The 24,132-nt window shown below is 70.2% G+C and carries 22 protein-coding genes; 12 read left to right on the top strand and 10 right to left on the bottom strand.

The genetic code is table 11. The features are described 5' to 3' along the window. Positions 1–83 precede the first annotated feature (83 nt). Positions 84–1,049 (top strand): DeoR/GlpR family DNA-binding transcription regulator, encoded by a 966-nt coding sequence (locus tag OG885_RS17310; protein WP_405732115.1) that lies wholly within the window; start codon positions 84–86, stop codon positions 1,047–1,049. Between the two features lie 85 nt (positions 1,050–1,134). Here OG885_RS17310 and OG885_RS17305 read toward each other — a convergent pair whose 3' ends face one another. Then, entirely contained in the window at positions 1,135–1,749 is a 615-nt protein-coding gene (locus OG885_RS17305; protein ID WP_405732112.1) for a TetR/AcrR family transcriptional regulator, read from the bottom strand. 177 nt (positions 1,750–1,926) lie between these two features. Here OG885_RS17305 and OG885_RS17300 point away from each other — a divergent pair, with 177 nt between their 5' ends. Together OG885_RS17300 and OG885_RS17295 are read left to right on the top strand one after the other, a co-directional pair. Beyond that, positions 1,927–2,916, top strand: coding sequence for a response regulator transcription factor (locus OG885_RS17300; protein ID WP_405732109.1), 990 nt, complete (start codon positions 1,927–1,929; stop codon positions 2,914–2,916). Positions 2,917–3,030: 114 nt separating this feature from the next. Then, positions 3,031–3,729, top strand: a complete 699-nt coding sequence (locus OG885_RS17295; protein ID WP_405732106.1) for a hypothetical protein — start codon at positions 3,031–3,033, stop codon at positions 3,727–3,729. An 89-nt stretch (positions 3,730–3,818) separates the two neighbouring features. On the opposite strand, the gene OG885_RS17290 is transcribed toward OG885_RS17295, so the two are convergent. Continuing rightward, on the bottom strand, positions 3,819–5,594 hold the full coding sequence (locus tag OG885_RS17290) for an acetyl/propionyl/methylcrotonyl-CoA carboxylase subunit alpha (protein ID WP_405732103.1): 1,776 nt from the start codon (positions 5,592–5,594) through the stop codon (positions 3,819–3,821). 364 nt (positions 5,595–5,958) lie between these two features. Between OG885_RS17290 and OG885_RS17285 the strand changes: the two genes are divergently transcribed. After that, a complete protein-coding gene (locus OG885_RS17285; protein WP_405732100.1) occupies positions 5,959–6,408 on the top strand; it encodes a hypothetical protein in 450 nt (149 codons plus the stop codon). Here OG885_RS17285 and OG885_RS17280 read toward each other — a convergent pair. After that, on the bottom strand, positions 6,377–6,997 hold the full coding sequence (locus OG885_RS17280; RefSeq protein ID WP_405732097.1) for a Maf family protein: 621 nt from the start codon (positions 6,995–6,997) through the stop codon (positions 6,377–6,379). The genes OG885_RS17285 and OG885_RS17280 overlap by 32 nt on opposite strands. A 22-nt stretch (positions 6,998–7,019) precedes the next feature. After that, complete coding sequence (gene mmpB, locus OG885_RS17275) at positions 7,020–7,148, bottom strand: morphogenic membrane protein MmpB (RefSeq protein WP_405732095.1); 129 nt, start codon at positions 7,146–7,148, stop codon at positions 7,020–7,022. A 132-nt stretch (positions 7,149–7,280) separates the two neighbouring features. Between mmpB and OG885_RS17270 the strand changes: the two genes are divergently transcribed. Beyond that, a complete protein-coding gene (locus OG885_RS17270) occupies positions 7,281–8,363 on the top strand; it encodes an SGNH/GDSL hydrolase family protein (protein WP_405732092.1) in 1,083 nt (360 codons plus the stop codon). Between the two features lie 79 nt (positions 8,364–8,442). Here OG885_RS17270 and OG885_RS17265 read toward each other — a convergent pair whose 3' ends face one another. Then, positions 8,443–8,652 carry an acyl-CoA carboxylase subunit epsilon gene (locus tag OG885_RS17265; protein WP_399949002.1) on the bottom strand — a complete coding sequence of 70 codons (210 nt, stop codon included), beginning with the start codon at positions 8,650–8,652 and terminating at the stop codon, positions 8,443–8,445. A gap of 9 nt (positions 8,653–8,661) precedes the next feature. Then, a complete protein-coding gene (locus OG885_RS17260; protein WP_405732088.1) occupies positions 8,662–10,257 on the bottom strand; it encodes an acyl-CoA carboxylase subunit beta in 1,596 nt (531 codons plus the stop codon). Positions 10,258–10,367: 110 nt separating this feature from the next. Here OG885_RS17260 and OG885_RS17255 point away from each other — a divergent pair, with 110 nt between their 5' ends. Both OG885_RS17255 and OG885_RS17250 read left to right on the top strand, forming a co-directional pair. After that, on the top strand, positions 10,368–11,228 hold the full coding sequence (locus OG885_RS17255) for a biotin--[acetyl-CoA-carboxylase] ligase (protein WP_405732085.1): 861 nt from the start codon (positions 10,368–10,370) through the stop codon (positions 11,226–11,228). 199 nt (positions 11,229–11,427) lie between these two features. Beyond that, complete coding sequence (locus OG885_RS17250) at positions 11,428–12,543, top strand: adenylate/guanylate cyclase domain-containing protein (RefSeq protein WP_405732082.1); 1,116 nt, start codon at positions 11,428–11,430, stop codon at positions 12,541–12,543. 79 nt (positions 12,544–12,622) lie between these two features. On the opposite strand, the gene OG885_RS17245 is transcribed toward OG885_RS17250, so the two are convergent. Next, positions 12,623–13,234: a hypothetical protein gene (locus tag OG885_RS17245; RefSeq protein WP_405732079.1), complete on the bottom strand. Its 612-nt coding sequence runs from the start codon at positions 13,232–13,234 to the stop codon at positions 12,623–12,625. A 214-nt stretch (positions 13,235–13,448) separates the two neighbouring features. On the opposite strand from OG885_RS17245, the gene OG885_RS17240 reads away from it, so the two are divergent. From OG885_RS17240 to hutH, 3 genes are all read left to right on the top strand, one after another. Further along, positions 13,449–14,243 (top strand): enoyl-CoA hydratase/isomerase family protein, encoded by a 795-nt coding sequence (locus OG885_RS17240; RefSeq protein ID WP_405732076.1) that lies wholly within the window; start codon positions 13,449–13,451, stop codon positions 14,241–14,243. 135 nt (positions 14,244–14,378) lie between these two features. After that, entirely contained in the window at positions 14,379–15,533 is a 1,155-nt protein-coding gene (locus tag OG885_RS17235; protein ID WP_405732073.1) for a diguanylate cyclase domain-containing protein, read from the top strand. A 102-nt stretch (positions 15,534–15,635) separates the two neighbouring features. Beyond that, on the top strand, positions 15,636–17,174 hold the full coding sequence (gene hutH, locus OG885_RS17230; RefSeq protein ID WP_405742766.1) for a histidine ammonia-lyase: 1,539 nt from the start codon (positions 15,636–15,638) through the stop codon (positions 17,172–17,174). A 70-nt stretch (positions 17,175–17,244) separates the two neighbouring features. Here hutH and OG885_RS17225 read toward each other — a convergent pair whose 3' ends face one another. Both OG885_RS17225 and OG885_RS17220 read right to left on the bottom strand, forming a co-directional pair. Beyond that, a complete protein-coding gene (locus tag OG885_RS17225; protein WP_405732070.1) occupies positions 17,245–18,033 on the bottom strand; it encodes a hypothetical protein in 789 nt (262 codons plus the stop codon). Positions 18,034–18,075: 42 nt separating this feature from the next. Further along, positions 18,076–18,366, bottom strand: a complete 291-nt coding sequence (locus OG885_RS17220; RefSeq protein ID WP_399948987.1) for a hypothetical protein — start codon at positions 18,364–18,366, stop codon at positions 18,076–18,078. 110 nt (positions 18,367–18,476) lie between these two features. Between OG885_RS17220 and OG885_RS17215 the strand changes: the two genes are divergently transcribed. After that, the gene (locus OG885_RS17215) at positions 18,477–18,821 is read left to right on the top strand and encodes a hypothetical protein (protein WP_405732067.1); all 345 of its coding nucleotides are present in this window, start codon (positions 18,477–18,479) and stop codon (positions 18,819–18,821) included. A 224-nt stretch (positions 18,822–19,045) separates the two neighbouring features. Further along, positions 19,046–20,311, top strand: a complete 1,266-nt coding sequence (locus OG885_RS17210) for an Ig-like domain-containing protein (protein WP_405732064.1) — start codon at positions 19,046–19,048, stop codon at positions 20,309–20,311. 432 nt (positions 20,312–20,743) lie between these two features. On the opposite strand, the gene OG885_RS17205 is transcribed toward OG885_RS17210, so the two are convergent. Continuing rightward, a complete protein-coding gene (locus OG885_RS17205; protein ID WP_405742765.1) occupies positions 20,744–23,995 on the bottom strand; it encodes a S8 family peptidase in 3,252 nt (1,083 codons plus the stop codon). Positions 23,996–24,132: the final 137 nt, after the last annotated feature.

Here is a 24,132-nt window from a genome sequence, read left to right as displayed (position 1 = left end):
TTCCGACTCTGCCGTGCGAACAACTTCGTTTATTCGGCGCATACTGCTGAAAGCAGACGGTCGTCCGCGTTACTGTCAGTTTCGTGTTCGCTGCAGAACGTCGCCAATTGATCCTCGAAATGGTGCGAGCGAACGGGGCCGTGTCGCTCCGTGAGCTCGCCCGCGTCGTCCAGACCTCCGAAGTGACCGTACGGCGGGACGTGCGCGCACTGGAGGCAGAAGGACTCCTCGACCGCCGACATGGCGGTGCGGTATTGCCGGGCGGGTTCACGCGGGAGTCCGGCTTTCCGCAGAAATCGCATCTCGCGACCGCCGAGAAGACGGCCATCGCCGACCTCGCCGCGAACTTCGTCGAAGAAGGCGAAGCCATCGTGGTCGGGGCGGGTACGACGACACAGGAGCTGGCCCGCCGGCTCGCTCGCGTACCCGGGCTGACCGTCGTCACCAACTCCCTGTTGGTGGCTCAGGCGTTGGCCCATGCCAACCGGGTGGAAGTAGTGATGACCGGCGGCACGCTGCGGGGCTCCAACTACGCGCTGGTCGGTTCCGGCGCGGAGCAGTCCCTGCAGGGGCTGCGGGTGTCGCGGGCCTTCCTGTCCGGCAGTGGTCTCACCGCCGAGCGCGGGCTGTCCACGTCCAACATGCTGTCGGCGTCCGTCGACCGGGCGTTGGTGCAGGCCGCTGCGGAGGTCGTGGTGCTCGCCGATCACACCAAGCTCGGTGCGGACACCATGTTCCAGACCGTGCCCACCGATGTGATCACGCGGCTGGTGACGGATGAGCCGCCGGCTCATGACGACCGCGCCGGCACGGAGTTGCAGGCGCTGGCCGATCAGGGTGTGCAGATCGCTGTCGCGGGGGCGTCGGGAAACTCGGGGGGTTCGGGGGGCTCGGGTGATTCCGTCCCCCCGCGCCAAGCTCGCCGTGACGTGGCCCTGCCGGGGCCTCGGCGGGGGCAGGTTCCGGGGGCGGGGCTTCGGACGTTGACGTCTGAGGCGCCGGGGGCTGAGCAGCAGCGGGCGCGGGTTGCGGATATGCGGCGGCGTTGAAGGGCCGATGCCTAGTCGCCGTAGGGGTTCGTGTGAGTGCGCGAGTGCAGGCCGTATGTGGCTGGTCGCGCAGTTCCCCGCGCCCCTAAGTAAGTCCCCGCAGCGTTAGTTGCAACAACCTGTCCGCCAAGTCCTCGTCCCCCGGGCTCTCCTCCGCCGCCAGTGCGATCGCATGGGTCAGTTGGAGGAGGTCGGTGATGGCCACGTCTCCGCGTACCGCGCCCGCCTCCTGTGCTCTCGCCAGTAGCGCGCTGCCCGCCTCCCTGATCGGGTCGCTGCACCGTGCCAGTGCCGACGTGTCGTCGGATGTCACCGACATCAACTGCCTTGCCAGGCCCCGGTATTCGCTCGCATGCGTGACGATCTCGCGCAGCCAGGTCACCAGGGCCGCGCAAGGGTTGGGGTCGGCCAGCAGCTCGCGTGAGCGCGCCAGCAGATCGGCCACCGCGTCCTCGAAGACCGCGCTCAGCAGGGCGTTGCGGTTGGGGAAGTGGCGGTAGAGGGTGCCGATGCCGACGCCCGCGCGTCTTGCCACGTCCTCCAGGGACGCCTCCGCGCCGTGCGTGGCGAAGGCCGAGCGGGCCTCGGTGAGGAGGCGCTCGTAGTTGCGGCGGGCGTCGGCGCGCATGGCGCGGGTCGGTGCGGGGGCCGCCGTGGCCTCCCGGTTCTCCGCGGTCTCCCCTGAGATCGCGCTCACCATGGCTCCCACCTGCCCTCTCGCACGCCCCCGGTATGCCCCCAGGATGCCATCGGAGACGGCCGACCGGGCTTGCCGGGGTGCGCTGAGGCCGTACCTTCTTCTCGGGAGAGCCTTTCTCGGGGTTTCCCCTGACATCTCAGGACTTCTCAGGGCGAGAGCGGCGCCGGGAGAGTGCGTATGGAGATCGCCGGTGCGGATGTGCGGCGGGTGCTCGGGATCGCGGGTGAGCTGGAAGACGCCGGGTCGGAGCGGGAGTTGCGGGGGCGGGCGCTGGGGGCGCTGATGGAGTTGATCCCGGCGGACGCGGGGCAGGCGTACCGGCTCTCCGTCGACGGGGCCGGGGTGTCCGCCCTGTCCGTGCCCGAAAACTCCTTCCATGCCGACCCGAGGGTGATCTACGACCATCCCCTGGACCACCCGCTCACCGAGATCATGCTGGAGACGCCCACGTCGGCGGCCTGGCGGGTCAGCGATGTCGCCGGGGACCGGCAGTGGCGGCGTACCCACTGCTTCAATCTGGACTTCCGGCCCTTCGGGCTGCGCCGGCATCTGGTGGCGACGGCCGGTGCCGGGGAGGGCGCGGTCGAGGGGTACGCGCTGGTCAGGTCCGGCGCCGACTTCAGTGAACGGGAACGCGATCTGCTCGGCTTCGCCCAGCTGCAACTCGCCGGAGTGGAGCGGCGCTTGGCCGACCGGCAGCGGCTGCTCGCGTTCTCCGCCGCCGCGCTGGCCCTCGCCGCGAGTCATGGGTGGGGTGTCGCGGTACGGGGTGAGGACGGGCGGGCCCAGCCGCTGAACGCGCTCGCCGCCGACCTGCTGACCGTCGTACGCGACGATCCCCGGCTCGGCCACGAGCACCGTTTCACCGTCCGGGACGTCGAGGTGTGGCCCGTGCCGCCGGCCGCGCCCGAGTCGCCCGCGTTGGTGCTTCTCCGCGACCTCGCCCGAGGCCGGGCCGCCGCCCGACTGTTCGGTGTGACCGAGCAGGAGCACCGGACCCTGCGCCACCTCCATGACGGCCGTACGGCGACGGAGGCGGCCCGGCGGATGGGGCTCTCGCCGACCACCGTGCGCGGCTATATCGCCTCCCTGCACCGGAAGTTGGAGGCGGGGCACACGGCGGCGCTACTGCGGCGAGGGCGGGACCTGGGGCTGCTGACCGACTGACCGCCCGAGGACCGGCCGCCGCAACCCTCAGAATTGACGGATGGTCACCGGCCGGGTCCGCTCGGTTCACTGGCCTGAGGCGCTGTGAAAAGACGCGACCTCAGGGGGACTTCCATGGCCACTACGTCGTCACACCCGCCCACCACCACCGAGCCGGCGCCCGCCGGGACCGCACGGCGGCTCGCGGCGGTCGCGGCCGTACTGGGGCCGCTGCTGTTCGCGGCGGCGTTCCTGATCAGCCCGTACGACACCAACGCCGACGCCGACGAGATCGCCCGGGTGATCGCCGCCCACCAGGGCGCCACCGAGGTGTCCGTGTGGCTGTGGACGGTCGGGACCGTCGTCCTTGCCCCCGGTCTGGTCGCCGTCGGGATGCTGGCCACCGCGCGGTCCGCCCGGCTCGGCCTGTGGGGCTCGGTCCTCTTCGGCACCGGGCTGCTCGCGATCACCGCGACCCCGTCGCTGGACACCGTCGCCCTCGGCGCGTTCGACAAGGGAGTCGACGTGGCCACCCTCGCGAAGGTGGCCACGGGGACCAACGATCTGCCCGCGGTGGGTGTCCCCGTCCTCTACTTCATCGCCGCCCATGTCGTCGGCGCCGTCCTGCTCGGCGTCGCGCTGCTGCGCGGCCGGACCGTCCCGGCGTGGGCCGCCTGGCTGCTGATCCTGTCCATGCCGTTCAACGTCGCTGGCTACGCGACCGGCGTCGGCCCGGTGACCGTGCTGTCGTTCGTGATGCTCGCCGTGGCCTTCGGCTACGCGGCCCTCGCCTTCGTGTGCCATGGCACGGGATGGGTCCGCAGCCCCTCGTAGACCACTGCCTCGGGGGAGAAGGAAACGGGGCGCCCGGCGGACTGACTGCTCCAGTCCGCCGGGCGCCCCGGTATGCCGTGAGGACCTGCTCAGTCCTTGATCTCGCAGATCGCCGCGCCGGACGTGATCGACGCGCCGACCTCGGCGGACAGGCCCTTGATGGTGCCGGAGCGGTGCGCGTTGAGCGGCTGCTCCATCTTCATGGCCTCCAGGACGACGACCAGGTCGCCCTCCTTGACCTCCTGGCCCTCCTCGACGGCGATCTTGACGATCGTGCCCTGCATCGGGGAGGCGAGGGTGTCGCCGGAGGCGACGGGGCCGGACTTCTTGGCCGCGCGGCGCTTGGGCTTGGCGCCCGCCGCGAGACCGGTGCGGGCCAGCGTCATGCCGAGCGAGGACGGCAGGGAGACCTCGAGGCGCTTGCCGCCGACCTCGACCACGATCGTCTCGCGGTCCTTGTCGTCCTCGTCCGCCTCCGCGTCGGTGGGGGCGGCGAAGGGCTTGATCTCGTTGACGAACTCGGTCTCGATCCAGCGGGTGTGGACCGTGAACGGGTCGGCGGAGCCGGTGAGTTCGGGGGCGAACGCCGGGTCCTTGACCACTGCGCGGTGGAACGGGATCGCCGTCGCCATGCCCTCGACCTGGAACTCCTCCAGGGCGCGGGCGGCTCGCTGGAGCGCCTGCTCACGGGTGGCACCGGTGACGATCAGCTTGGCCAGCAGGGAGTCCCACGCCGGGCCGATCACGCTGCCGGACTCGACGCCCGCGTCCAGGCGGACGCCCGGGCCGGTCGGCGGGGCGAACGTGGTGACCGTGCCGGGGGCCGGGAGGAAGTTGCGGCCCGGGTCCTCGCCGTTGATGCGGAACTCGAAGGAATGGCCGCGCAGCTCCGGGTCGCCGTAGCCGAGCTCCTCGCCGTCGGCGATACGGAACATCTCGCGCACCAGGTCGATGCCGGCGACCTCCTCGGTGACCGGGTGCTCCACCTGGAGACGGGTGTTGACCTCCAGGAAGGAGATCGTGCCGTCCATGCCGACCAGGAACTCGACCGTGCCCGCCCCGACGTACCCGGCCTCCTTGAGGATGGCCTTCGACGACGCGTACAGCTCGGCGACCTGGGCGTCGGAGAGGAACGGCGCGGGCGCCTCCTCGACCAGCTTCTGGTGGCGGCGCTGGAGCGAGCAGTCACGCGTGGACACGACGACCACGTTGCCGTGGCTGTCGGCCAGGCACTGCGTCTCCACGTGCCGCGGCTTGTCGAGGTAGCGCTCGACGAAGCACTCGCCCCGGCCGAACGCGGCGACGGCCTCACGGACCGCCGACTCGTACAGCTCCGGGACCTCTTCCAGCGTCCGGGCGACCTTCAGACCACGGCCACCGCCACCGAAGGCGGCCTTGATGGCGATCGGCAGGCCGTGCTGCTCGGCGAACGCCACGACCTCGTCGGCCCCGGAGACGGGGTCCGGCGTACCGGCGACCAGCGGCGCGCCCGCGCGCTGGGCGATGTGCCGGGCGGCGACCTTGTCACCGAGGTCGCGGATGGCCTGCGGCGGCGGGCCGATCCAGATCAGGCCCGCGTCCAGGACCGCCTGCGCGAACTCGGCGTTCTCGGACAGGAAGCCGTAGCCGGGGTGGATGGCGTCGGCCCCGGACTCCCGGGCCGCGTTCAGGATCTTGTCGATCACCAGATAACTGGTCGCCGGGGTGTCACCGCCCAGGGCGAACGCCTCATCCGCGGCGCGGACATGCAGAGCGTCCCGGTCCGGGTCGGCGTATACGGCCACGCTCGCGATACCGGCATCCCGGCAGGCCCGGGCCACGCGGACAGCGATTTCGCCACGGTTGGCGATGAGCACCTTGCGCACGATTGAGGCTCCCTCCTTGAAACAAGCCGAGTTTAGGGACTGCCGACACGGCACTTCGACCCGTCCCCAATGGTGAGCTTGCCCACACGGAGCGTGATTCGAGGCTCGCTCGACCCGTGAAATCCCTTGTCGCGCTTCGGTACGCAGGACTCCTCCGGGAAACCCTAGCCCTCCCTTGTGGTCAAGGTCTCTGTCACCACGTGCTGCGGGCCACTCCGTTTCTTTGTGGAGTCCCTACGAATGGCCCAATGATTCTTTGCCGTCCGCAGAACCCTTGTCCCACGGTTTACCCGTTAGTAGCGTTCGGGCTGTATCGAACGTACTTGGAGTAACCAGGGCTCGGCTTGAGAGTGGGTGGGGGCCGGTGGTGCGCAGGCCGGTGGCGTGGATCGTGGCGATAGTCCTCTTCGCGGAGGCACTCGGGATCGCGGCGGTCAACTGGTTCCTCGGGGTGGTCGTCGACCGTCAGGACATGTCCCTGGCCGGCCTCGACCCCGACATGATGTCGATCTCCTCGAAGATCGGCGGCGTCGTCTTCGGCCTCTACTTCGCCTTCTGCGGACTGGTGGCGCTGCTGGTCGCCCTGCGCGACCGCGCCCCGGCCGGCTTCGGGCGCATCCTGCTGATCAGCGCGGCCGTGGTGCACGCCCTGCTGGGCGCGTTCGCGTGGGGTCTGCTGGGCCCGGCCCAGTTCGGGTTCATGGTCGTCGTACTGGCACTGATCGTGCTGCTCCTGATGACGTACGACCGTCCTCAGCAGCCCAAGGAGGACGCCGTTCCGGTCAGTTCTCCGCCGGCGCCCACAACTCCGTGATCCCGACGCCCAGTTCGGCCAGCAGCTTCCGGACGAGGGGCAGGCTGATGCCGATCACGTTGCCGTGGTCGCCGTCGATGCCGTCGATGAACGGCGCGCTGCGGCCGTCGAGGGTGAACGCCCCGGCGACGTAGAGGGGTTCGCCGGAGGCGACGTAGGCGGCGATCTCCTCGTCGCTGGGCTCGCCGAAGCGGACGACGGTCGAGGCGACGGCGGAGACATACCGGCCGGAGACGGTGTCGTAGACGCAGTGGCCGGTCTGGAGCGTGCCCGCGCGCCCGCGCATGGCCTTCCAGCGGGCGGTGGCCTCCTCGGCGTCCGCGGGCTTGCCGAGCGCCTCGCCGTCGAGGTCGAGCACCGAGTCGCAGCCGATCACGATCGCGCCCTTGACCTCGGGCTTCGCCGACACCACGGAGGCCTTCGCCTCGGCGAGCGCGAGTGCCAGTTCGGCCGGGGTGGGGGCGCTGACGGCGTCCTCGTCGACACCGCTCACGATCACCTCGGGCGCCAGTCCGGCCTGCCGCAGCAGATTCAGCCGGGCGGGGGACTGGGAGGCGAGGACGAGTCGGCGGCGTGGCTGAGCAGTCATGCGGTCAGGGTATCGGCGCCCGTCACTTCGTGCCGAGCACGATCATCGCCAGCACCATGGCCAACGCCAGGAACAGTCCCAGTCTCCGCAACATGTCCTGCATGTCGCGCAGTTCCTTGGGCGGTTCGTTCTCGGGGTCGGACCAGAGCATGGGTCCAGCGTGCGCCGCGGGGGTGGGGCGGCGCCTGAGTACGCGTACTCAACTTCACCAAAAGGGTCTGCGGTTCCGTTAGTGTGTCTGTTGTTAAAGGAACTATGGTCCCGTTTGAAGGGTCGTGCCGCTGTGTTCACCACTGTCTGGGCTGCTTCCCCCCAGCTCCCGAGCGAAGGCTTCACCCCCAACTGGTCCCGCGAGGGCTTCTGGCGCCAGTCCCTGCGCCAGGTCGTGCGGCTGAGCGGGGGCGGGGAACGGGTGCGGATACGGCTGTCGAACGCGTACGGCACCTCGCCCGTGCGGGTCGCCGGGGCGAGCGTCGGCGGGCGGCGGCTGAGCTTCGGGGGCGCCCGTGACGTGGCGATCCCGGCGCGGAGCGAGGTCGTCAGCGACCCCGCTCAACTGGCCGTCGGCGCGGGGGAGTCGGTGGCCGTCACGCTGTACTTCGAGGCGGTGACCGGACCGGCTACGTTCCATGCGCAGGCCTTCGCGACGAGCCGGCGGGGCGAGGGGGATCTGCTGGACAGTGCCGAGGGCTTCGATGCCGTGAGCGAGTCCTGGTACTTCCTGAGCGCCGTGGAGGTCGACGCCGGTCGCAGTGACGGGGTGGTGCTGTTCGGGGACTCCCTCACCGACGGGTTCGGGTCGACCGTGGACGCGGACCGGCGGTGGTCGGACGCGCTGGCCCGGCTGACCGGGCGGCCCGTGCTCAACGCCGGGATCGGCGGGAACCTCCTGCTCAACGACTCCGCGTGGTACGGGGAGAGGGGGGTCCGGCGGTTCGGGCGGGATGTCCTCGGGCTGACCGGCGTGGACACGGTCGTGGTGCTGCTCGGGCTGAACGACATCGGGTTCAGCGAGACGGACGAGCAGCCTACGTACAAGCCCTCGCCGGTGGTGGAGGCGGATGAACTCATCGCCGGGTATCGGGAGTTGATACGGCAGGCGCGGGGGCTGAGGGTCGTCGGGGGGACCTTGCTGCCGTTCGGGGGCTCGGACCACTGGGGGGAGCGTGCGGCGAAGGTGAGTCACGAGGTCAACGAGTGGATTCGGGGCGCGGGGGAGTTCAGTGAGGTGGTGGATCTGCAACGGGTGATGGCCGATCCGGGGGATCCGGATCGGCTGCACCCCGCGTATGACTTCGGTGATCATCTGCACCCCAATGACGAGGGGTATGCGGTGATGGCCGAAGCCGTGTTGGGTTGTTTGTAGCTGCGGGCCGTGGGGGCTGGTCGCGGCCACGCGGCGGAGCCGCATATCGATACAGCCCCGCGCCCCTGGGTGGGTGCAGCTAGCTCGGCCAGTAAGTGCGGGCCCACGTACTGGGCCCAGGCTGGGGCAGGCGGCGTGTCGCGATGCGGGACGGGTCCGACCACCCGTCCCGCTGTTCGGGGGCGCCGGACGGCGTCTGCGCTGCCGCCGCGGCGCGGGCTCGGACCACCGCCAGGGCGGCGGCGAGCTCCTCGGGGGTGGGGTTGCCCCGTACGACCTTGATGTTCACAGCGTCTCCTTACAGGGGGATGTTGCCGTGCTTCTTCGGGGGCAGGGACTCCCGCTTGGTGCGCAGCTGGCGCAGGCCGCGGACCACATGGCGGCGGGTGTCGGACGGCATGATCACGGAGTCGACGTAGCCGCGCTCGGCCGCGATGTAGGGGTTGAGGAGCGTGTCCTCGTACTCGCGGATCAGCCGGGCGCGCACCACCTCCAGGTCCTCGCCGCCCGCCTCCGCCTCGGCGATGGTGCGCCGGTGCAGGATGTTGACCGCGCCCTGGGCGCCCATGACGGCGATCTGCGCGGTCGGCCAGGCGAGGTTGATGTCCGCGCCGAGGTGCTTGGAGCCCATGACGTCGTAGGCGCCACCGAAGGCCTTGCGGGTGATGACGGTGATCAGCGGGACCGTCGCCTCCGCGTAGGCGTAGATCAGCTTGGCGCCGCGGCGGATGATGCCGTCGTGCTCCTGGTCGACGCCCGGCAGGAAGCCGGGGACGTCGACGAAGGTGATGACGGGGATGTTGAAGGCGTCGCAGGTGCGCACGAAGCGCGCGGCCTTCTCGGACGCGGTGATGTCGAGGCAGCCGGCGAACTGCATCGGCTGGTTGGCGACGATGCCGACCGGGTGGCCCTCCACCCGCCCGAAGCCGGTGAGGATGTTCGGGGCGAACAGCGCCTGCGTCTCGAAGAACTCGGCGTCGTCCAGGATGTGTTCGATCACCGTGTGCATGTCGTACGGCTGGTTCGCGCTGTCCGGCACGATCGTGTCCAGCTCGCGGTCCTCGTCGTTGAGGTCGAGGTCCGCCTCCTCCGGGTAGACCGGCGCCTCGGAGAGGTTGTTGGACGGCAGGTACGACAGCAGCTGCTTGACGTACTCGATGGCGTCCTTCTCGTCGCCGGCCATGTGATGGGCCACGCCGGAGACGGAGTTGTGGGTCCTGGCCCCGCCCAGCTCCTCGAAGCCGACGTCCTCGCCGGTGACCGTCTTGATGACGTCCGGGCCGGTGATGAACATGTGCGAGGTCTGGTCGACCATGACGGTGAAGTCGGTGATCGCGGGGGAGTAGACCGCGCCGCCCGCACACGGGCCCACGACCAGGCTGATCTGCGGGATCACACCGGACGCGTGGGTGTTGCGGCGGAAGATCTCGCCGTAGGCGCCGAGCGAGGCGACGCCCTCCTGGATCCGGGCGCCACCGGAGTCGTTGATGCCGATGACCGGACAGCCGGTCTTCAGCGCGAAGTCCATGACCTTGACGATCTTCTGGCCGTAGACCTCGCCGAGGGCGCCGCCGAAGACGGTGAAGTCCTGCGAGAACACGGCGACAGGACGTCCGTCGACGGTGCCGTACCCGGTGACGACCCCGTCCCCGTAGGGGCGGTTGTTCTCCAGACCGAAGTTGGTGGAGCGGTGCCGCGCGAACTCGTCCAACTCCACGAAGGAGCCCTCGTCGAGCAGCAGCTCGATCCGCTCACGGGCCGTCAACTTGCCCTTGGCGTGCTGCTTCTCCACGGCACGTGCGGAGCCGGCGTGCGTCGCCTCGTCGATACGACGCTGGAGGTCCGCGAGCTTGCCCGCGGTGGTGTGGATGTCGATCTCTTCCGGCTCGGACATCGGGTCGCGGCTCCCTGCCTGCTCAAAAGGGGGGACGGTTACTCATCCGTAGAGTAGTGCGGGGCCTCCTCATCAGCAGTGCGGCGTAGGACACACCTAGGGTGGCTTGCATGACGCCGCGCGATGCTTCAGACGACAACCGCTGGTCCGACCTCGACCGTCCGCCGCTCAACGTCACCGCGCTGCGGCGTGGGCTGGTGCGGGAGGGCGGGCTGTGGCGCGAGGTGGACGTGGTGCAGAGCACCGGATCCACCAACAACGACCTGGTGAACCTGGCCGCGAAGGGGGCGGCGGCGGAGGGCTCGGTCCTCGTCGCCGAGGAGCAGACCGCCGGGCGGGGGCGTCTCGACCGCCAGTGGACCGCGCCGGCCCGCTCCGGGCTGTTCTTCTCCGTCCTGCTGAAGCCGGCGGAGGTGCCGGTGTCCCGCTGGGGCTGGCTGCCGCTGCTGACCGGCGTGGCCGTCGCCACGGGGCTGTCGCGGGCCGCGGGGGTGGATACGGCACTCAAGTGGCCGAACGACCTGCTGGTGACCGTGGGGGGCCAGGAGCGCAAGGCGGGCGGGATTCTCGCCGAGCGGGCCGGGGAGGACGGGGTGGTGGTGGGCGTCGGCATCAACGTCACCCTGCGCGAGGACGAGCTGCCGGTGCCGGCGGCCGGTTCGCTGGCACTGGCGGGGGCCGTGAGCACGGACCGGGATCCGCTGCTGCGGGGCGTGCTGCGGGCCCTTGAGGAGTGGTACGGGCGGTGGCGGGCGGCCGGCGGTGATCCGGCGGTGAGCGGGCTCCAGGAGACGTACGCGGCGGGATGCGCGACGCTGGGGAGAACGGTACGGGCCGAGCTGCCGGGCGATCGCTCGATCACGGGAGAGGCGGTGGCCGTCGATGGGGACGGCAGGCTTGTGATCGCGACGGAGAACGGGGTACAGGAACCGGTGGGTGCGGGAGACATCGTCCACTTGCGGCCGGCGTGAGCGTGAAGGCTTTTAGGGGCGCGGGGCTGTGACATGAGCGGCTCCGCCGCGGGGCGCGACCAGCCACGATGGCGCCGCAGCCGACCACGCACCCCCAACCACCCCCTCCTTCGGCTCCACGGGAGTGAGCTACCGCACACCTGCCGTAAAGTGAAGGCCGGTCGATACCTGACCGTGACAGATCGGAAGGGCAGCTGGCGTGACCGTCGACGACACGGGTTCCGGCGCGGACACGAACGGCGCCGACCCCGGAGGGGACCCGCACCCGCTCGCCGTGCGTCTCGAAGCGCTGATCCTCGGTGCGGAGCGGCGTTACACGCCCTTTCAGGCGGCCCGTACCGCCGGTGTCTCCATGGAGCTGGCCACCCGCTTCTGGCGGGCCATGGGCTTCGCCGACGTCGGACAGGCCAAGGCCTTCACCGAGGCGGACGTCCTCGCCCTGCGGCGCCTCGCCGGTCTCGTCGAGGCCGGGCTGCTCAGTGAGGCGATGGCCGTGCAGGTGGCCCGGTCCACCGGGCAGACCACGGCCCGGCTGGCCGAGTGGCAGATCGACTCGTTCCTGGAGGGGCTGACCGAGCCGCCCGAGCCCGGTATGACCCGCACCGAGGTGACGTACCCGATCATCGAGCTGCTCCTGCCCGAGCTGGAGGAGTTCCTGGTCTACGTCTGGCGCCGGCAGCTCGCCGCGTCCGCGGGGCGGGTGGTGCAGGCGGCCGACGACGAGGAGATGGTCGACCGGCGCCTGGCGGTCGGCTTCGCCGACCTCGTCGGCTTCACGCGCCTGACCCGGCGCATGGAGGAGGAGGAGCTCGGCGAGCTCGTCGAGGCCTTCGAGACCACCGCCGCCGACCTGGTCGCCGCGCACGGCGGGCGCCTCATCAAGACCCTCGGTGACGAGGTGCTCTACGCCGCGGACGACGCGGGGGTCGCCGCGGAGATCGCGCTGCGCCTCATCGAGACCATGGCGAACGACGAGACCATGCCCGAGCTGCGCGTCGGCATCGCCTTCGGCACGGTCACCACCCGGATGGGCGATGTGTTCGGTACGACCGTGAATCTGGCCTCGCGGCTGACCTCCATAGCTCCCCGTGACGCCGTCCTCGTCGACACCGACTTCGCCCAGGAGCTGATCCGTACCGCCGAGGCGCCGGCCTCCGAGGCGGAGGCGGCCGAGGCGGCGGCCGCCGCGGAGAAGGAGGGCGAGGAGCCGCCGGTGTACCGCTTCGCGCTCCAGCCGATGTGGCAGCGGCCGGTGCGAGGGCTTGGGGTTGTGGAGCCTTGGTTGCTTACTCGGCGGAGTGAGGCGACCGCCTGAGGATGTGCCGCCGGGGCTTGTCGGGCGAGTGCGGGCGGGTGGGGGCCGGTCGCGCAGTTCCCCGCGCCCCTTGGGGCGTTTATCGACCCAGCGGACCTACACACAGGCCGATCACCGGAACGCACACCCCACCGCCGCCAGTGGGCTGGCTCGGCGTCGGTGTCGCCGGGGCCGGTGGCGGTGTGCTCGTGTTCTGACTCGGTGCCGGAGACGGTGTCGGTGTCGGTGTCGGCGTCGGCTGTGGGGTCGCGGTCGTCGGGTTCGGGGCGTCCGGGATGGTCGTGGGGCCCGGGGTCGACGCCACGACCCGCGCCGGTGTCGACGGCCGCAGCGGCACTTGGCTCACGCCACCCATGGGCGTGGTCGCCGACGGGCTCACCTTCGGGGCCGCCGGGAGCGTGGCCGCGGCGTTGGTCGCGCGGTCCGTGCCGGAACCGGCGTGCGGGTCGTCGAGGCGGGGTTCGGCCTCCGCGGTGCCGAGCCCGCCGCCGCCCAGGGCGCCCTCCGGAGCCATGCGGACGAGGCTCAGCGCCCCGGCAGCGACGGCCAGCCCTCCGACGGCGAGCAGGATCTTGCGGGGCCGGGGACGGCGGTGCCGGCCGCGTGAGCCGAAGAGACGCTGCGGTACGGCGTCGGGAACCGACAGCCCGGCAGCCGTGGCCTCCTTGTGCATGTCCGTCATCGTCGTCATGGCGACCCCTCCCAATGCCCTCGCGCCCCCGATGCGCCGTGGCGGAGCGCACGCTATGCGCTCTCGTGGGCGAAGGGGCCCGAGTTGGGCGGGATGTCACTCGAACGGGGTGTCGGGCGGCGATACAGGAACCGACCGCTCTTCCGCCGCTCCGGCCGGGCTGCGATGATCGGGCCCGGTGAAGTCTGTTAACCCGCGTTAACTGGAGGGTGTCATGAGCGAGGAACGGTACGGGGAGTTCGTGCTGGTACGGCGGCACGGGCACGTTGCGGAACTCGCCCTGGACCGGCCGAAGGCCATGAACGCCGTGTCGACGGAGATGGCCCGCTCGGTCGCCGCCGCCTGCGCCGCGCTGGGCGACGACAGGGACGTACGGGCCGTCGTGGTGACGTCCACCCATGAGCGGGCGTTCTGCGTCGGCGCCGACCTGAAGGAGCGGAACTCCTTCACGGACGCCGATCTGGTCCGACAGCGACCCGTCGCGCGCGGCGCCTACACCGGCGTACTGGAACTGCCCGTCCCGACCATCGCCGCCGTCCACGGCTTCGCGCTCGGCGGAGGCTTCGAGCTGGCCCTGTCCTGCGACCTGATCGTGGCGGACGGTACGGCGGTGGTAGGGCTGCCGGAGGTGTCGATCGGGGTCATCCCGGGCGGCGGGGGAACGCAGCTCCTGCCGCGCAGGGTGGGTGCGTCCCGAGCGGCGGAACTCATCTTCACGGCGAGGCGAGTGGAGGCCGCGGAGGCACGGGAGCTGGGCCTGGTGGATGTGTTGGTGGAGGAGGGTCGAGACAGGGAGGAGGCACTGGCGCTGGGCGCCCGGATCGCCGCGAACTCCCCGGTGGGCCTGAGGGCGGCGAAGAAGGCACTGAGGCTGGGGCATGGGCTGGACCTGCGCGCGGGCCTGGAGGTGGAGGACGCGGCCTGGCGCTCGGTGGCGTTCTCGGGGGATCGGGCGGAGGGCGTAGCGGCATTCAATGAGAAGCGGAAGCCCGAATGGCCGGGCGAGTAGAAGGCTTTTCAGGGGCGCGGGGAACTGCGCGACAAGCCCCCACCGGCCGTCAGTCGCCCCACAAGCCGCTGCCCCTGTCACCCCAGGCGCCCATCCAACGCACCTTTTCCCCCAAAACCTCCCTAACCTGGAGCAATGGCGGAGGACACGCGGCTCACGGCAGTCGTCGCGCTGGCGCAGGGCATGGCCGCAGCCCACGGCTCACGCGAGGCCTGGCGCGCGGCAGCGACCGGCGCCTGCCGCGCCCTGAGCGGCAGCTTCGCCGCCCTGTCGGTATGGGAACGCGAGCTGGGCCGGCTCCGCGTCCTCGTCAACGTCGGGGACCGCGCCCCCGACGAGGACGAGTTCCCCGACGCCGAGGCCTACCCGGTGCACCAGTTCCCGGAGATCACCGAGTTCCTGCACGAGCGCTGGGCGGGCGGCGGTGAGCCCAACGCGTGGGTGGAGACGGCCGAGGGGCCCGCCGCGGGGCGCCGTCCGGGGTATGTCCATCAGCGCGTCGCCGCCCTCCGCAGGAGAGGCCGCGGATGTTGTGTCGTCGCGCCGATCGTGCTGAACGGCCGGGCCTGGGGTGAGCTGTACGTCGCCCGCCCGGCCGGTGAGCCCGTCTTCGACCGGGCCGACGCCGATTTCGCCACCGTCCTGGCCGCCGTCGTCGCCGCCGGGATCGCGCAGGCGGAGCGGTTGGAGGAGGCCCGGCGGCTGGCGTTCACCGACGCCCTCACCGGGCTGGCCAACCGCCGTGCCGTGGACGTACGGCTCGACGAGGCCATCGACCGGCACAAGCGGGAGGGCGTCGTCGTCAGCCTCGTCGTCTGCGACCTCAACGGGCTCAAGCGGGTCAACGACACCCTCGGGCACGCCGTCGGCGACCGGCTCCTGGAACGGTTCGGGTCCGTGCTGTCGCTGTGCGGCGCGATGCTGCCGGGGACGCTGGCCGCGCGGCTCGGCGGGGACGAGTTCTGTCTGCTCGCGGTCGGGCCGCCCGCCGACGAGGTCGTCAAGGCGGCCGACGAACTCTGCCGCCGCGCCGCGGAGTTGGAGCTCGGGGAGGGGGTGGCCTGCGGGGTCGCCTCCACCGAGGACCCCATCGGGCCGGTGCGGTCGGCCCGGCGGCTGTTCCGGCTGGCCGACGCCGCCCAGTACCAGGCCAAGGCGGAGCGCGCCGCCAAACCGGTCGTCGCGGGGCGGGAGGGGCCGGACGATCCCGTCGTACGGCTCGCGGACGCGCCCGCGGGGGAGCGTGAGGCGCACGGGGAGCGCCGTCGCTTCCGCGGGCGCCGACTGTGACGTACGGGACCCTTGGCGGACTGGTGACGGGTCAGTAAGGGGCGAACCCCGTCCCCACTCGTGACATCTTCGTCTTCACTGCGTACGCTCCTGAATATGGATATGCACACTGTGGTGGTGGGGACGTCCGGGGTGACCGCGTCCGACGTTCTCGCCGTGGCGCGCGACGGCGCCCGCATCGAGCTCTCCGGGGAGGCGGTCGCGGCCCTCGCCGCCGCCCGCGAGATCGTGGACGCGCTGGCCGCCAAGCCCGACCCGGTCTACGGCGTCAGCACCGGCTTCGGCGCCCTGGCGACCCGGCACATCAGCACCGAGCTCCGCGCTCAGCTGCAGCGCAACATCGTCCGCTCGCACGCCGCCGGCATGGGGCCGCGCGTCGAGCGGGAGGTCGTCCGGGCCCTGATGTTCCTGCGGCTGAAGACCGTCTGCTCCGGCCACACCGGTGTGCGGCCCGAGGTCGCGCAGACCATGGCCGACGTGCTGAACGCCGGGATCACCCCCGTCGTGCACGAGTACGGCTCCCTCGGCTGCTCCGGCGACCTCGCGCCGCTGTCCCACTGCGCCCTGACGCTGATGGGGGAGGGCGACGCGGAAGGCCCGGACGGGGTCGTGCGGCCCGCCGGTGAGCTGCTCGCCGAGCACGGCATCGCGCCCGTCGAACTGCGCGAGAAGGAGGGCCTCGCGCTCCTCAACGGCACCGACGGCATGCTCGGCATGCTGGTCATGGCCCTCGCCGACCTGGAGATGCTCTACAAGTCGGCCGACATCACCGCCGCGCTGTCCCTGGAGGGCCTCCTCGGCACGGACAAGGTCCTCGCGCCCGAGTTGCACGCCATCCGCCCCCACCCGGGGCAGGCCGCCAGCGCCGCCAACATGCTCGCCGTGCTGAAGGACTCCCAGCTCACCGGCCACCACCAGGACGACGCCCCGCGCGTCCAGGACGCCTACTCGGTGCGCTGCGCCCCGCAGGTCGCGGGCGCCGGACGCGACACGATGGCACACGCCCGGCTCGTCGCCGAGCGGGAGCTTGCCTCCGCCGTCGACAACCCCGTCGTACTGCCCGACGGGCGGGTCGAGTCCAACGGCAACTTCCACGGCGCGCCCGTGGCCTACGTCCTGGACTTCCTCGCCATCGCCGCCGCCGACCTCGCGTCCATCGCGGAGCGGCGCACCGACCGGCTGCTCGACAAGAACCGCAGCCACGGGCTGCCGCCGTTCCTCGCCGACGACGCCGGCGTGGACTCGGGGCTGATGATCGCCCAGTACACCCAGGCCGCGCTGGTCAGCGAGCTGAAGCGGCTGGCCGTACCGGCGTCGGCGGACTCCATCCCGTCCTCCGCCATGCAGGAGGACCACGTCTCCATGGGCTGGTCCGCCGCGCGCAAGCTGCGCACCGCCGTCGACAACCTCACCCGGGTCGTCGCCGTCGAGCTGTACGCCGCCACACGCGCCGTGGAACTGCGCGAGGGACTCACCCCGGCGCCCGCCTCGCGCGCGGTCATCGAGGCCGTACGCAAGGCCGGTGTGCAGGGGCCGGGCCCCGACCGCTTCCTGGCCCCGGACCTGGCCGCGGCGGACGCGTTCGTGCGCGGCGGGCAGTTGGTGGCGGCGGCGGAGTCGGTGACGGGGCCGCTCCAGTAGGCCGCAGGCAGTCGAAAGGGGCCCTGTCAGGTGACAGGGCCCCTCTTCTTACGAGTGCTTGTACGCGTGCTTACTTGAGCTTGGCGACCTGGGCCGTGACGACCTCGGCCGGGATCTCGGTCTTGCCGCCCTTGCCCAGCGCGGCCAGGTTGACGGAGTAGAACGTCGCGACGGTGTTGCCCTTGCGGACCACCTCGGTGAGGAACGTGGCCGTGCCCTCGCCGTCCATGTCGACGTCCTCGGAGAACGCCACCGACTCGTCACCGGCGCCGGAGCTCTTCGCCGTGGCGACCTTGACGACCTTGGAGTTCTCGCCCTCGGCCTTGATGCCGTAACCGCCGGAGCAGGCCGTCACACCGTCGGAGACGGCCTTCACGGCCTTCTCGGCGCCGTCGCCGTCGTACGAGGACAGACCGACGAACGTGATGCTCACGTCGAAGGCGTTCTCGATGTCGGACTCGCTGAGGTCCGACGGGTCCTTGGAGGCCGCAGAGGTCTCCGCGGTGAGCGTGTTGCTGGCGTTCGCGTCCGTGTCGCCCGGGGCGAGCGCGGCGGTGGCCCAGGCCAGCGGGTCGCACTCCGCCTTGTCGGTCTTCACGTCGCTCTTGGACTTCGGGAGGGTGTCGTCGCCCGACTCGGCCTCGAAGCCCTTGATGTCGCCCTTGGCGAGCAGCAGCTTCTCCAGCTCGGCGGAGGTCAGCGCCTTCGCGGCCGGCGCCGACGAGGCGGCGGCCGACTCCTTGGCGTCGCTGCCCTTGGTGTCGTCCGAACCCTTGTCGGAGCAGCCGGTGATGAGGGCGAGCGACAGCGCGCTCACGGTGAGCGTGGCCGCTATGCGGGCCCCCGATGATCTCTTCATGAGCGGACTATGAGGTTTTGGTCAAAGGTCCGTCAAGTCGATTCAAAAACCGTGACGTTCCCGGCGTACGGAGTAGGTGACGAATCCGGCACCGAGCGCGAGGAAGGCCGTACCGCCGACGACGTACGGGGTGGTGTCGAAGCTTCCGGTGTCGGCGAGACGCGTGTCCTCGACGGTGCCCTCGGTGCTGACGGTGGACACCCTGGCCTGCTGCGTGACCTGCGATCTCGCCGGTTCGTCCTGGGTCGCGTTGGCGGACGGGACGAACCACAGGGCACACAGGAGCGTGCCCGCGGCGGTGGCGGTCAGCAACGAACGGCGAGCGGATGACACGGAATATCGATCCCCTTGTGGCGCTGGCGAATTGGCCGTGTGGGCAGATGTTAGTGAAAGGCGCGGGTCACGGGAAAGTCACGGGAGAAAAGGGCCGTACTCTCCGGGGCATGAGCACTGAAGAGACTTCACGGTTTGTGCGGCTTCGGGTGGAATTGGTGGTGGAGGTCGAGCAGGAGGACGCCGTCACCAAGGCCGCGCTGGAGCGGATCGCCGACGATGTGGAGATGCCGGCCGATGAGCAGGCGCATGCCGAGGGGGCTGTGACGGAAGACACCGCGGAGGCCCTCGCCTATCTCGTCGACCCGTTCGACCTGGTCAGCGAGGTGCCCGGGGTCGAGCTGGTGCAGGCCTCCTGGTCCAGCGAGCGGATCGACTACGACCCGGATTCGCCGGACTGGGACCTCGACGAGGATGATGAGGACGCGGAGGACGAGGAAGAGGCGGCCGGCTGAACTCCCTTGGGGAAATCGTGACCCCGGGTGGCAACCGCCGTCCGGGGTTTCGTCGTCTCAGGGGGCGCACGGTCGACAGTCGCACCACCCGCCACGGCGGACGTGGTGTGCCCCACACGTTCGAAGAATGTGGAACGGGACGAACCGGTCGTAGCGTTTAGGTTTCATTGACGGGACTCTCGGGTTTGACGGGGGGCTCTCGGGTCTTTGGGGAATCGGCAACGATGGAGAAGCGTGTGATGACGGTCAGTAAGCGGCGCAGGGGCCTGGCGGTCGCGTCCGCACTGCTCGGCGGTGTGCTGGTGCTCTCGGCGTGTTCCGGTGGCGACGACGACGCCTCCGGCAGCGGCAGCAAGGACACCTCGCAGGCCAAGGCCGACGAGGCGGCGGCCAAGAAGACGTCCGAGGCCGACATCAAGATCACGCCCAAGGACGGCTCCGAGAACGCCTCCATCAACAACTCGGCGGCCGTGACCGTGAGCAAGGGCATGCTCACCGAGGTCACGATGACCACCGCCGACGGCGCGGCGGTCAGCGGCGCGATATCCGCGGACAAGACCAGCTGGAAGCCCAGCGCCCAGCTGGAGCGGTCGACGACCTACAAGGTCAACGCCGAGGCGAAGGACTCCGACGGCCGCGTGGCCCACGAGAACGCGTCCTTCACCACGGTCTCCCCGTCCAACAGCTTCCTCGGCTACTTCACGCCGGACGACGGCTCCACGGTCGGCGTCGGTATGCCGGTGTCGATCAACTTCGACAAGGCGATCACCAACAAGGCGGCCGTCCAGAAGGGCATCACGGTCTCCTCGTCCAGCGGCCAGGAGGTCGTCGGCCACTGGTTCAATGCCAACCGCATCGACTTCCGTCCCGAGGACTACTGGACCGAGAACTCCACCGTCACGCTGAAGCTCGCGCTGGACGGTGTCGAGGGCGCGGACGGTGTCTACGGCGTCCAGCAGAAGACGGTCACCTTCAAGATCGGCCGTAACCAGATCACGTACGTCGACGCGAAGACCAAGCAGATGAAGGTCACGCAGGACGGCAAGACGATCAAGACCATCCCGATCTCGGCGGGCTCCCCGGAGAACAAGACGTACGAGGGCATCATGGTGATGTCCGAGAAGTTCAAGGAGACGCGCATGAACGGCGCGACCGTGGGCTTCACCGACGACGACGGCAAGGGCGAGTACGACATCAAGGACGTGCCGCACGCCATCCGCCTCACCAACTCCGGCACCTTCGTGCACGGCAACTACTGGGGCGCGAAGTCCATCTTCGGCAGCGTCAACACCAGCCACGGCTGCGTCGGCCTCTCCGACACCAAGGGCGCCAACGACAAGGGCACGGCCGGCTACTGGTTCTACAACAACTCGATCATCGGCGACGTCGTGATCGTCCAGAACACCGGCGACAAGACGGTGTCCCCGGACAACGGCCTCAACGGCTGGAACCTGAACTGGGCGGACTGGAAGGCGGGTTCGGCGGTCTGAGCCGGGCCTGACACCAACTGAGCGAGGGCGGTCACCCGATGGGGCGACCGCCCTCAACTTTTGCCTCGCGTAAGGGCGTTGCCGGTAATGCCCGGCACGTGACGCGCCTCGGGTGCGCCTCCCTATGGAAAGGGAGGCGCACCCTATGGGACGTCATGCCAGGCCGAAACCGACTCTCGTGTGTCGGCTCACCCGGTGTCTGCCGGAAGCGTGGGCCAAGCACGTGAGGCGGTGGTGGCTATGGTGGCTCGGCAGGTAGCGGTAGATCCCTATACCCACTAGGGACCTCCCCGTAGCTCCTGGCTGAGCTGGAGCCCCTGTCACGGATTCCGGCCGTGGCGGGGGCTTCTTGCTACCAGGAAAGTACACCGACGGCGCCCTCCGCAACCGGAGGACGCCGTCGGTGTTCAGTTCGATCCGGTGCCCCGCGGACTACTTGCCGTAGTACGCGTTGTAGATCGAGACCGTCGACTTGTTGTTCTTCTTGTCGGTGATCTTGGCGTGGAACGAGATGCCCTTGCCCTTGTCCGGGTTCTTCACGGTGATCTTGCCGTCCTTGACCGTGACCTTCTTCCAGGTCTGGCCGTAGTCGTAGGACACGTACACCGTGAGGGACTTGAGGTTCGAGCCCTTGGCCGCGCCCTCGACGCTGACCGGGATCTTCACCGTCTCGCCGGCCTTGACGCGGCTGTCGAGCCCCGTCTTGGCGTTGAAGCGGACCGTGGAGGCCGGCAGCGTGACCGAGTCCTCGGAGGAGGCCTTCTTCGAGCGGAACGTGAAGCTCACGTCGATCCGCGTCGAGGCCGCCGCCAGCTTGACGCTCCGCTTCACGGACGACGTCAGCTTGTACTCGGCGTCCGCCGCGGGAACCGTGAACACATCACCGAAGAGCGGGTCCTGGTTGGAGCCGATCTTCGTGCCGTTGCGGTACAGCTCCGTCTTCACCGAGGTGAAGTCCGACGATCCCGCGTGCTGCGCCCCGTCCGCGAACAACGGCAGCGACCCGTAGAGGTAGTTGCCCTCGCGGAAGACGCCGTAGTCCTTGTTGATGTGCGGGCCGAAGACCGCGGTGTTGAAGGTCTTCTTGTACGTGGTGCCCGCCTTGAAGGTCTGCGGGTTCCCCAGCGTGTAGCCGGCCTCCGGGATCGAGTTGCCCTGCTCGTCCTTGGCTCCCCCGTACTGCAGGAAGTCCAGGCCCCACTTGATCTGGTCGCCCGTCGACAGCAGCATGGTGCGGGTACTCGGCAGCTTCTGCTCGACGACGGTACCGAAGACACCGTCCTCGGGCAGTTCGCCCCACGGGCTGAGCGCACCGGTCTTGCCGCTCGCCGCAGCACCCATGTCGGCCTTGACCGTGGCGAAGTCGCTCGCCTTGTAGTGCTTGACCTTGTCGCCCACCAGGTGCTTGACCTTGGCCTGGGTCGCCACGTCGTACTCGGCGTTCGCACCCTTGGCCCACTGCCCGTACCAGGTCTGGGTCAGGCCGCCGGAGACATCGGCACCGAGGGCCGCGATCCGGATGTTCGCGAAGGAGTCCATGTTGACGCCGACCGGCAGCAGCGCGGGCTCGTAGAAGTAGCTGATCATCGCGGACAGCGGCTTGGCCGAGGCGTCCGGCACCGTGATGTCGGCCGCCTTGGTCTTGCGGGCGTCGATCGTCACCGTGCGGTTCTTGGTCAGGCTCAGCTTCGGCTGCATCACCCAGTCGAGGCCGCCCTCGAAGGTGACCCAGTCCTTGGCGATCCAGGCGTCCAGCACGTAGGTGCCCTTGGGCAGCCGCATCTTGGTGGTGCCGGACTCGTCGATCGTCACCTGGTAGGCGCGGTCCTTGGCCAGGCCGGTGTAGCCGAACGCGACGGTGTTGTAGTCCGCGGTCGGCTTGCCGTCCTTGTCGATGTGCTTGATCGTGAGGTCGTACGACTCCATCTCACGCTGCACGGCAGCCGCCGTACGGACCGTCTGGCCGCCGCCCGTCGCCGTCACGTACGCGGAGTACGCGCCGTCGACCGTGCCGCCCAGCTTGGTGTTGACGGTGAAGTCCACGGAGGCCGTGCCGCCCGCCGGGACCTTCACCGAGGTCGCGCCGAGCTTGAAGAAGCCCGCCGGAGCCGCCGCGCCCTTGGGGTTGGTGGCCGTCGAGGACAGCTTCAGCGTGACGTCCGCCGTACCGAGGTTGCGGTACGTCAGCTTCTTGGCGACCGGCTTGTCGTCGGTGTGCGGCCACGCCTGCGTACCGAAGCTCACCGACACCGGGTCGGCGATCACGGTCTGCTTGATGGCCTTGTCGACCTGGATGCGGCCCGAACCCTGCTCGAACGGGTTGTACTTGCCGCCCTTCGCGGAGCCCGTCAGGGCGCCCTTCAGTTCGGCGTACGTCCAGTCCGGGTGCTCCTGCTTCAGGATCGCCGCCGCGCCCGCCACATGCGGTGTCGCCATCGACGTACCCGAGATGGTCAGATAGCCGGCCGGCTTCTCGCCGACCTCCTGCTCGATGACGCTGCCCTTGGCCGAGGCGGCCGTGATGTCCACGCCCGGCGCGGTCACGTCCGGCTTGATGGCGCCGTCGCCGACGCGCGGGCCGGTGGAGGAGAACGGGGCGAGGACGTCCTTGTCGTCGATGGCGCCGACGGTGAGCGCGGCGTCCGCGCTGCCCGGCGAACCGACCGACTCGGGACCGGAGTTGCCCGCCGCGATCGCGAAGAGGATGCCCTTCTCGGCGGACAGCTTGTTGACCGCCGCCTCCAGCGGGTCGACCTCCGGGGTGTCCTGGCCGCCGAGGCTCAGGTTGACGACGTCGGCGCCCTCGGCGGCCGCCCACTCCATGCCGGCGAGGATGCCGGAGTCGTCACCTGAACCGGTGTCGTCGAGGACCTTGCCGCTCAGGATCTTGGCACCCGGCGCGACACCCTTGTACTTGCCGTTCGACTTGGCGCCGGTGCCCGCCGCGATGGACGCGACGTGCGTGCCGTGACCGAAGTGGTCGGTGGCGTCGGTGGCCGTGGAGAAGTTCTTGGCCTCGATCACCTGGTCCTTGAGGTCCGGGTGGCTCGCGTCGACACCCGTGTCCAGGACGGCGATCTTGACGCCCTTGCCGTCGTAGCCCGCGGCCCACGCCTTGGGGGCGCCGATCTGCGGGACGGACTTGTCGAGGCTGGCGGTGCGGACGCCGTCCAGCCAGACGTGCGCGACACCGGCCGCCGTCCTGTCGCCGTTGGTGACCGCGTCCCACAGCTCGGGCGCGTCGGCGGTCGGGGTCTGCACCGCGTCGGCGTTGAGCGTCTTCAGGGACTGCCGCAGGGTGCCCGCGTCCCGGACGTCGTCCTTCGCGGCGGTGGCGGCGCCCTTGTACCCGACGATCACCTTCAGGCCCTTGGCCTGAGACTTGCGGGTCGCTGACTTGTTGAGCTCGGTGATGTCGAACAGCCGCTGGTCCAGCTTGCCGGCGGCGACCAGACGGGCCGCGTCCCCGGGTATGACCAGGGTGTGTCCGTCGGCCTTGCGGACCTGGAACGGTATCTGCTCCCGCCCCTTCGCCCGCTCCACGCCGACGACCCGCCCCTTGGCGTCGACGGCGACCCGGTCACCCGTGATCAGGGTGATGTGGTGAGGGGCACTGAACGGCTGGCTCGACCAGCCCGCCGGCTGTGCCTGAGCCTCTGACTTCGCCGCTGCCGGGCTGGTCATGCCCGCGGCGAGAGCGACCGCCGCCCCCGTGGCCACGGTGGCAGCACAAACTCTTTTCACTTGTCTGCGCAAGACTCCCCCTTGCTGAAGGTCCGGGCGAATTCCCCGTTCACCCGGCCGGGGGTGGTCCTGCACAG

Source organism: Streptomyces sp. NBC_00028, assembly GCF_045041065.1.
Classification (GTDB): domain Bacteria; phylum Actinomycetota; class Actinomycetes; order Streptomycetales; family Streptomycetaceae; genus Streptomyces.
The sequence above is the reverse complement of the archived record's forward strand: the minus strand, read 5'-3'. Positions and strand labels throughout refer to the sequence as shown.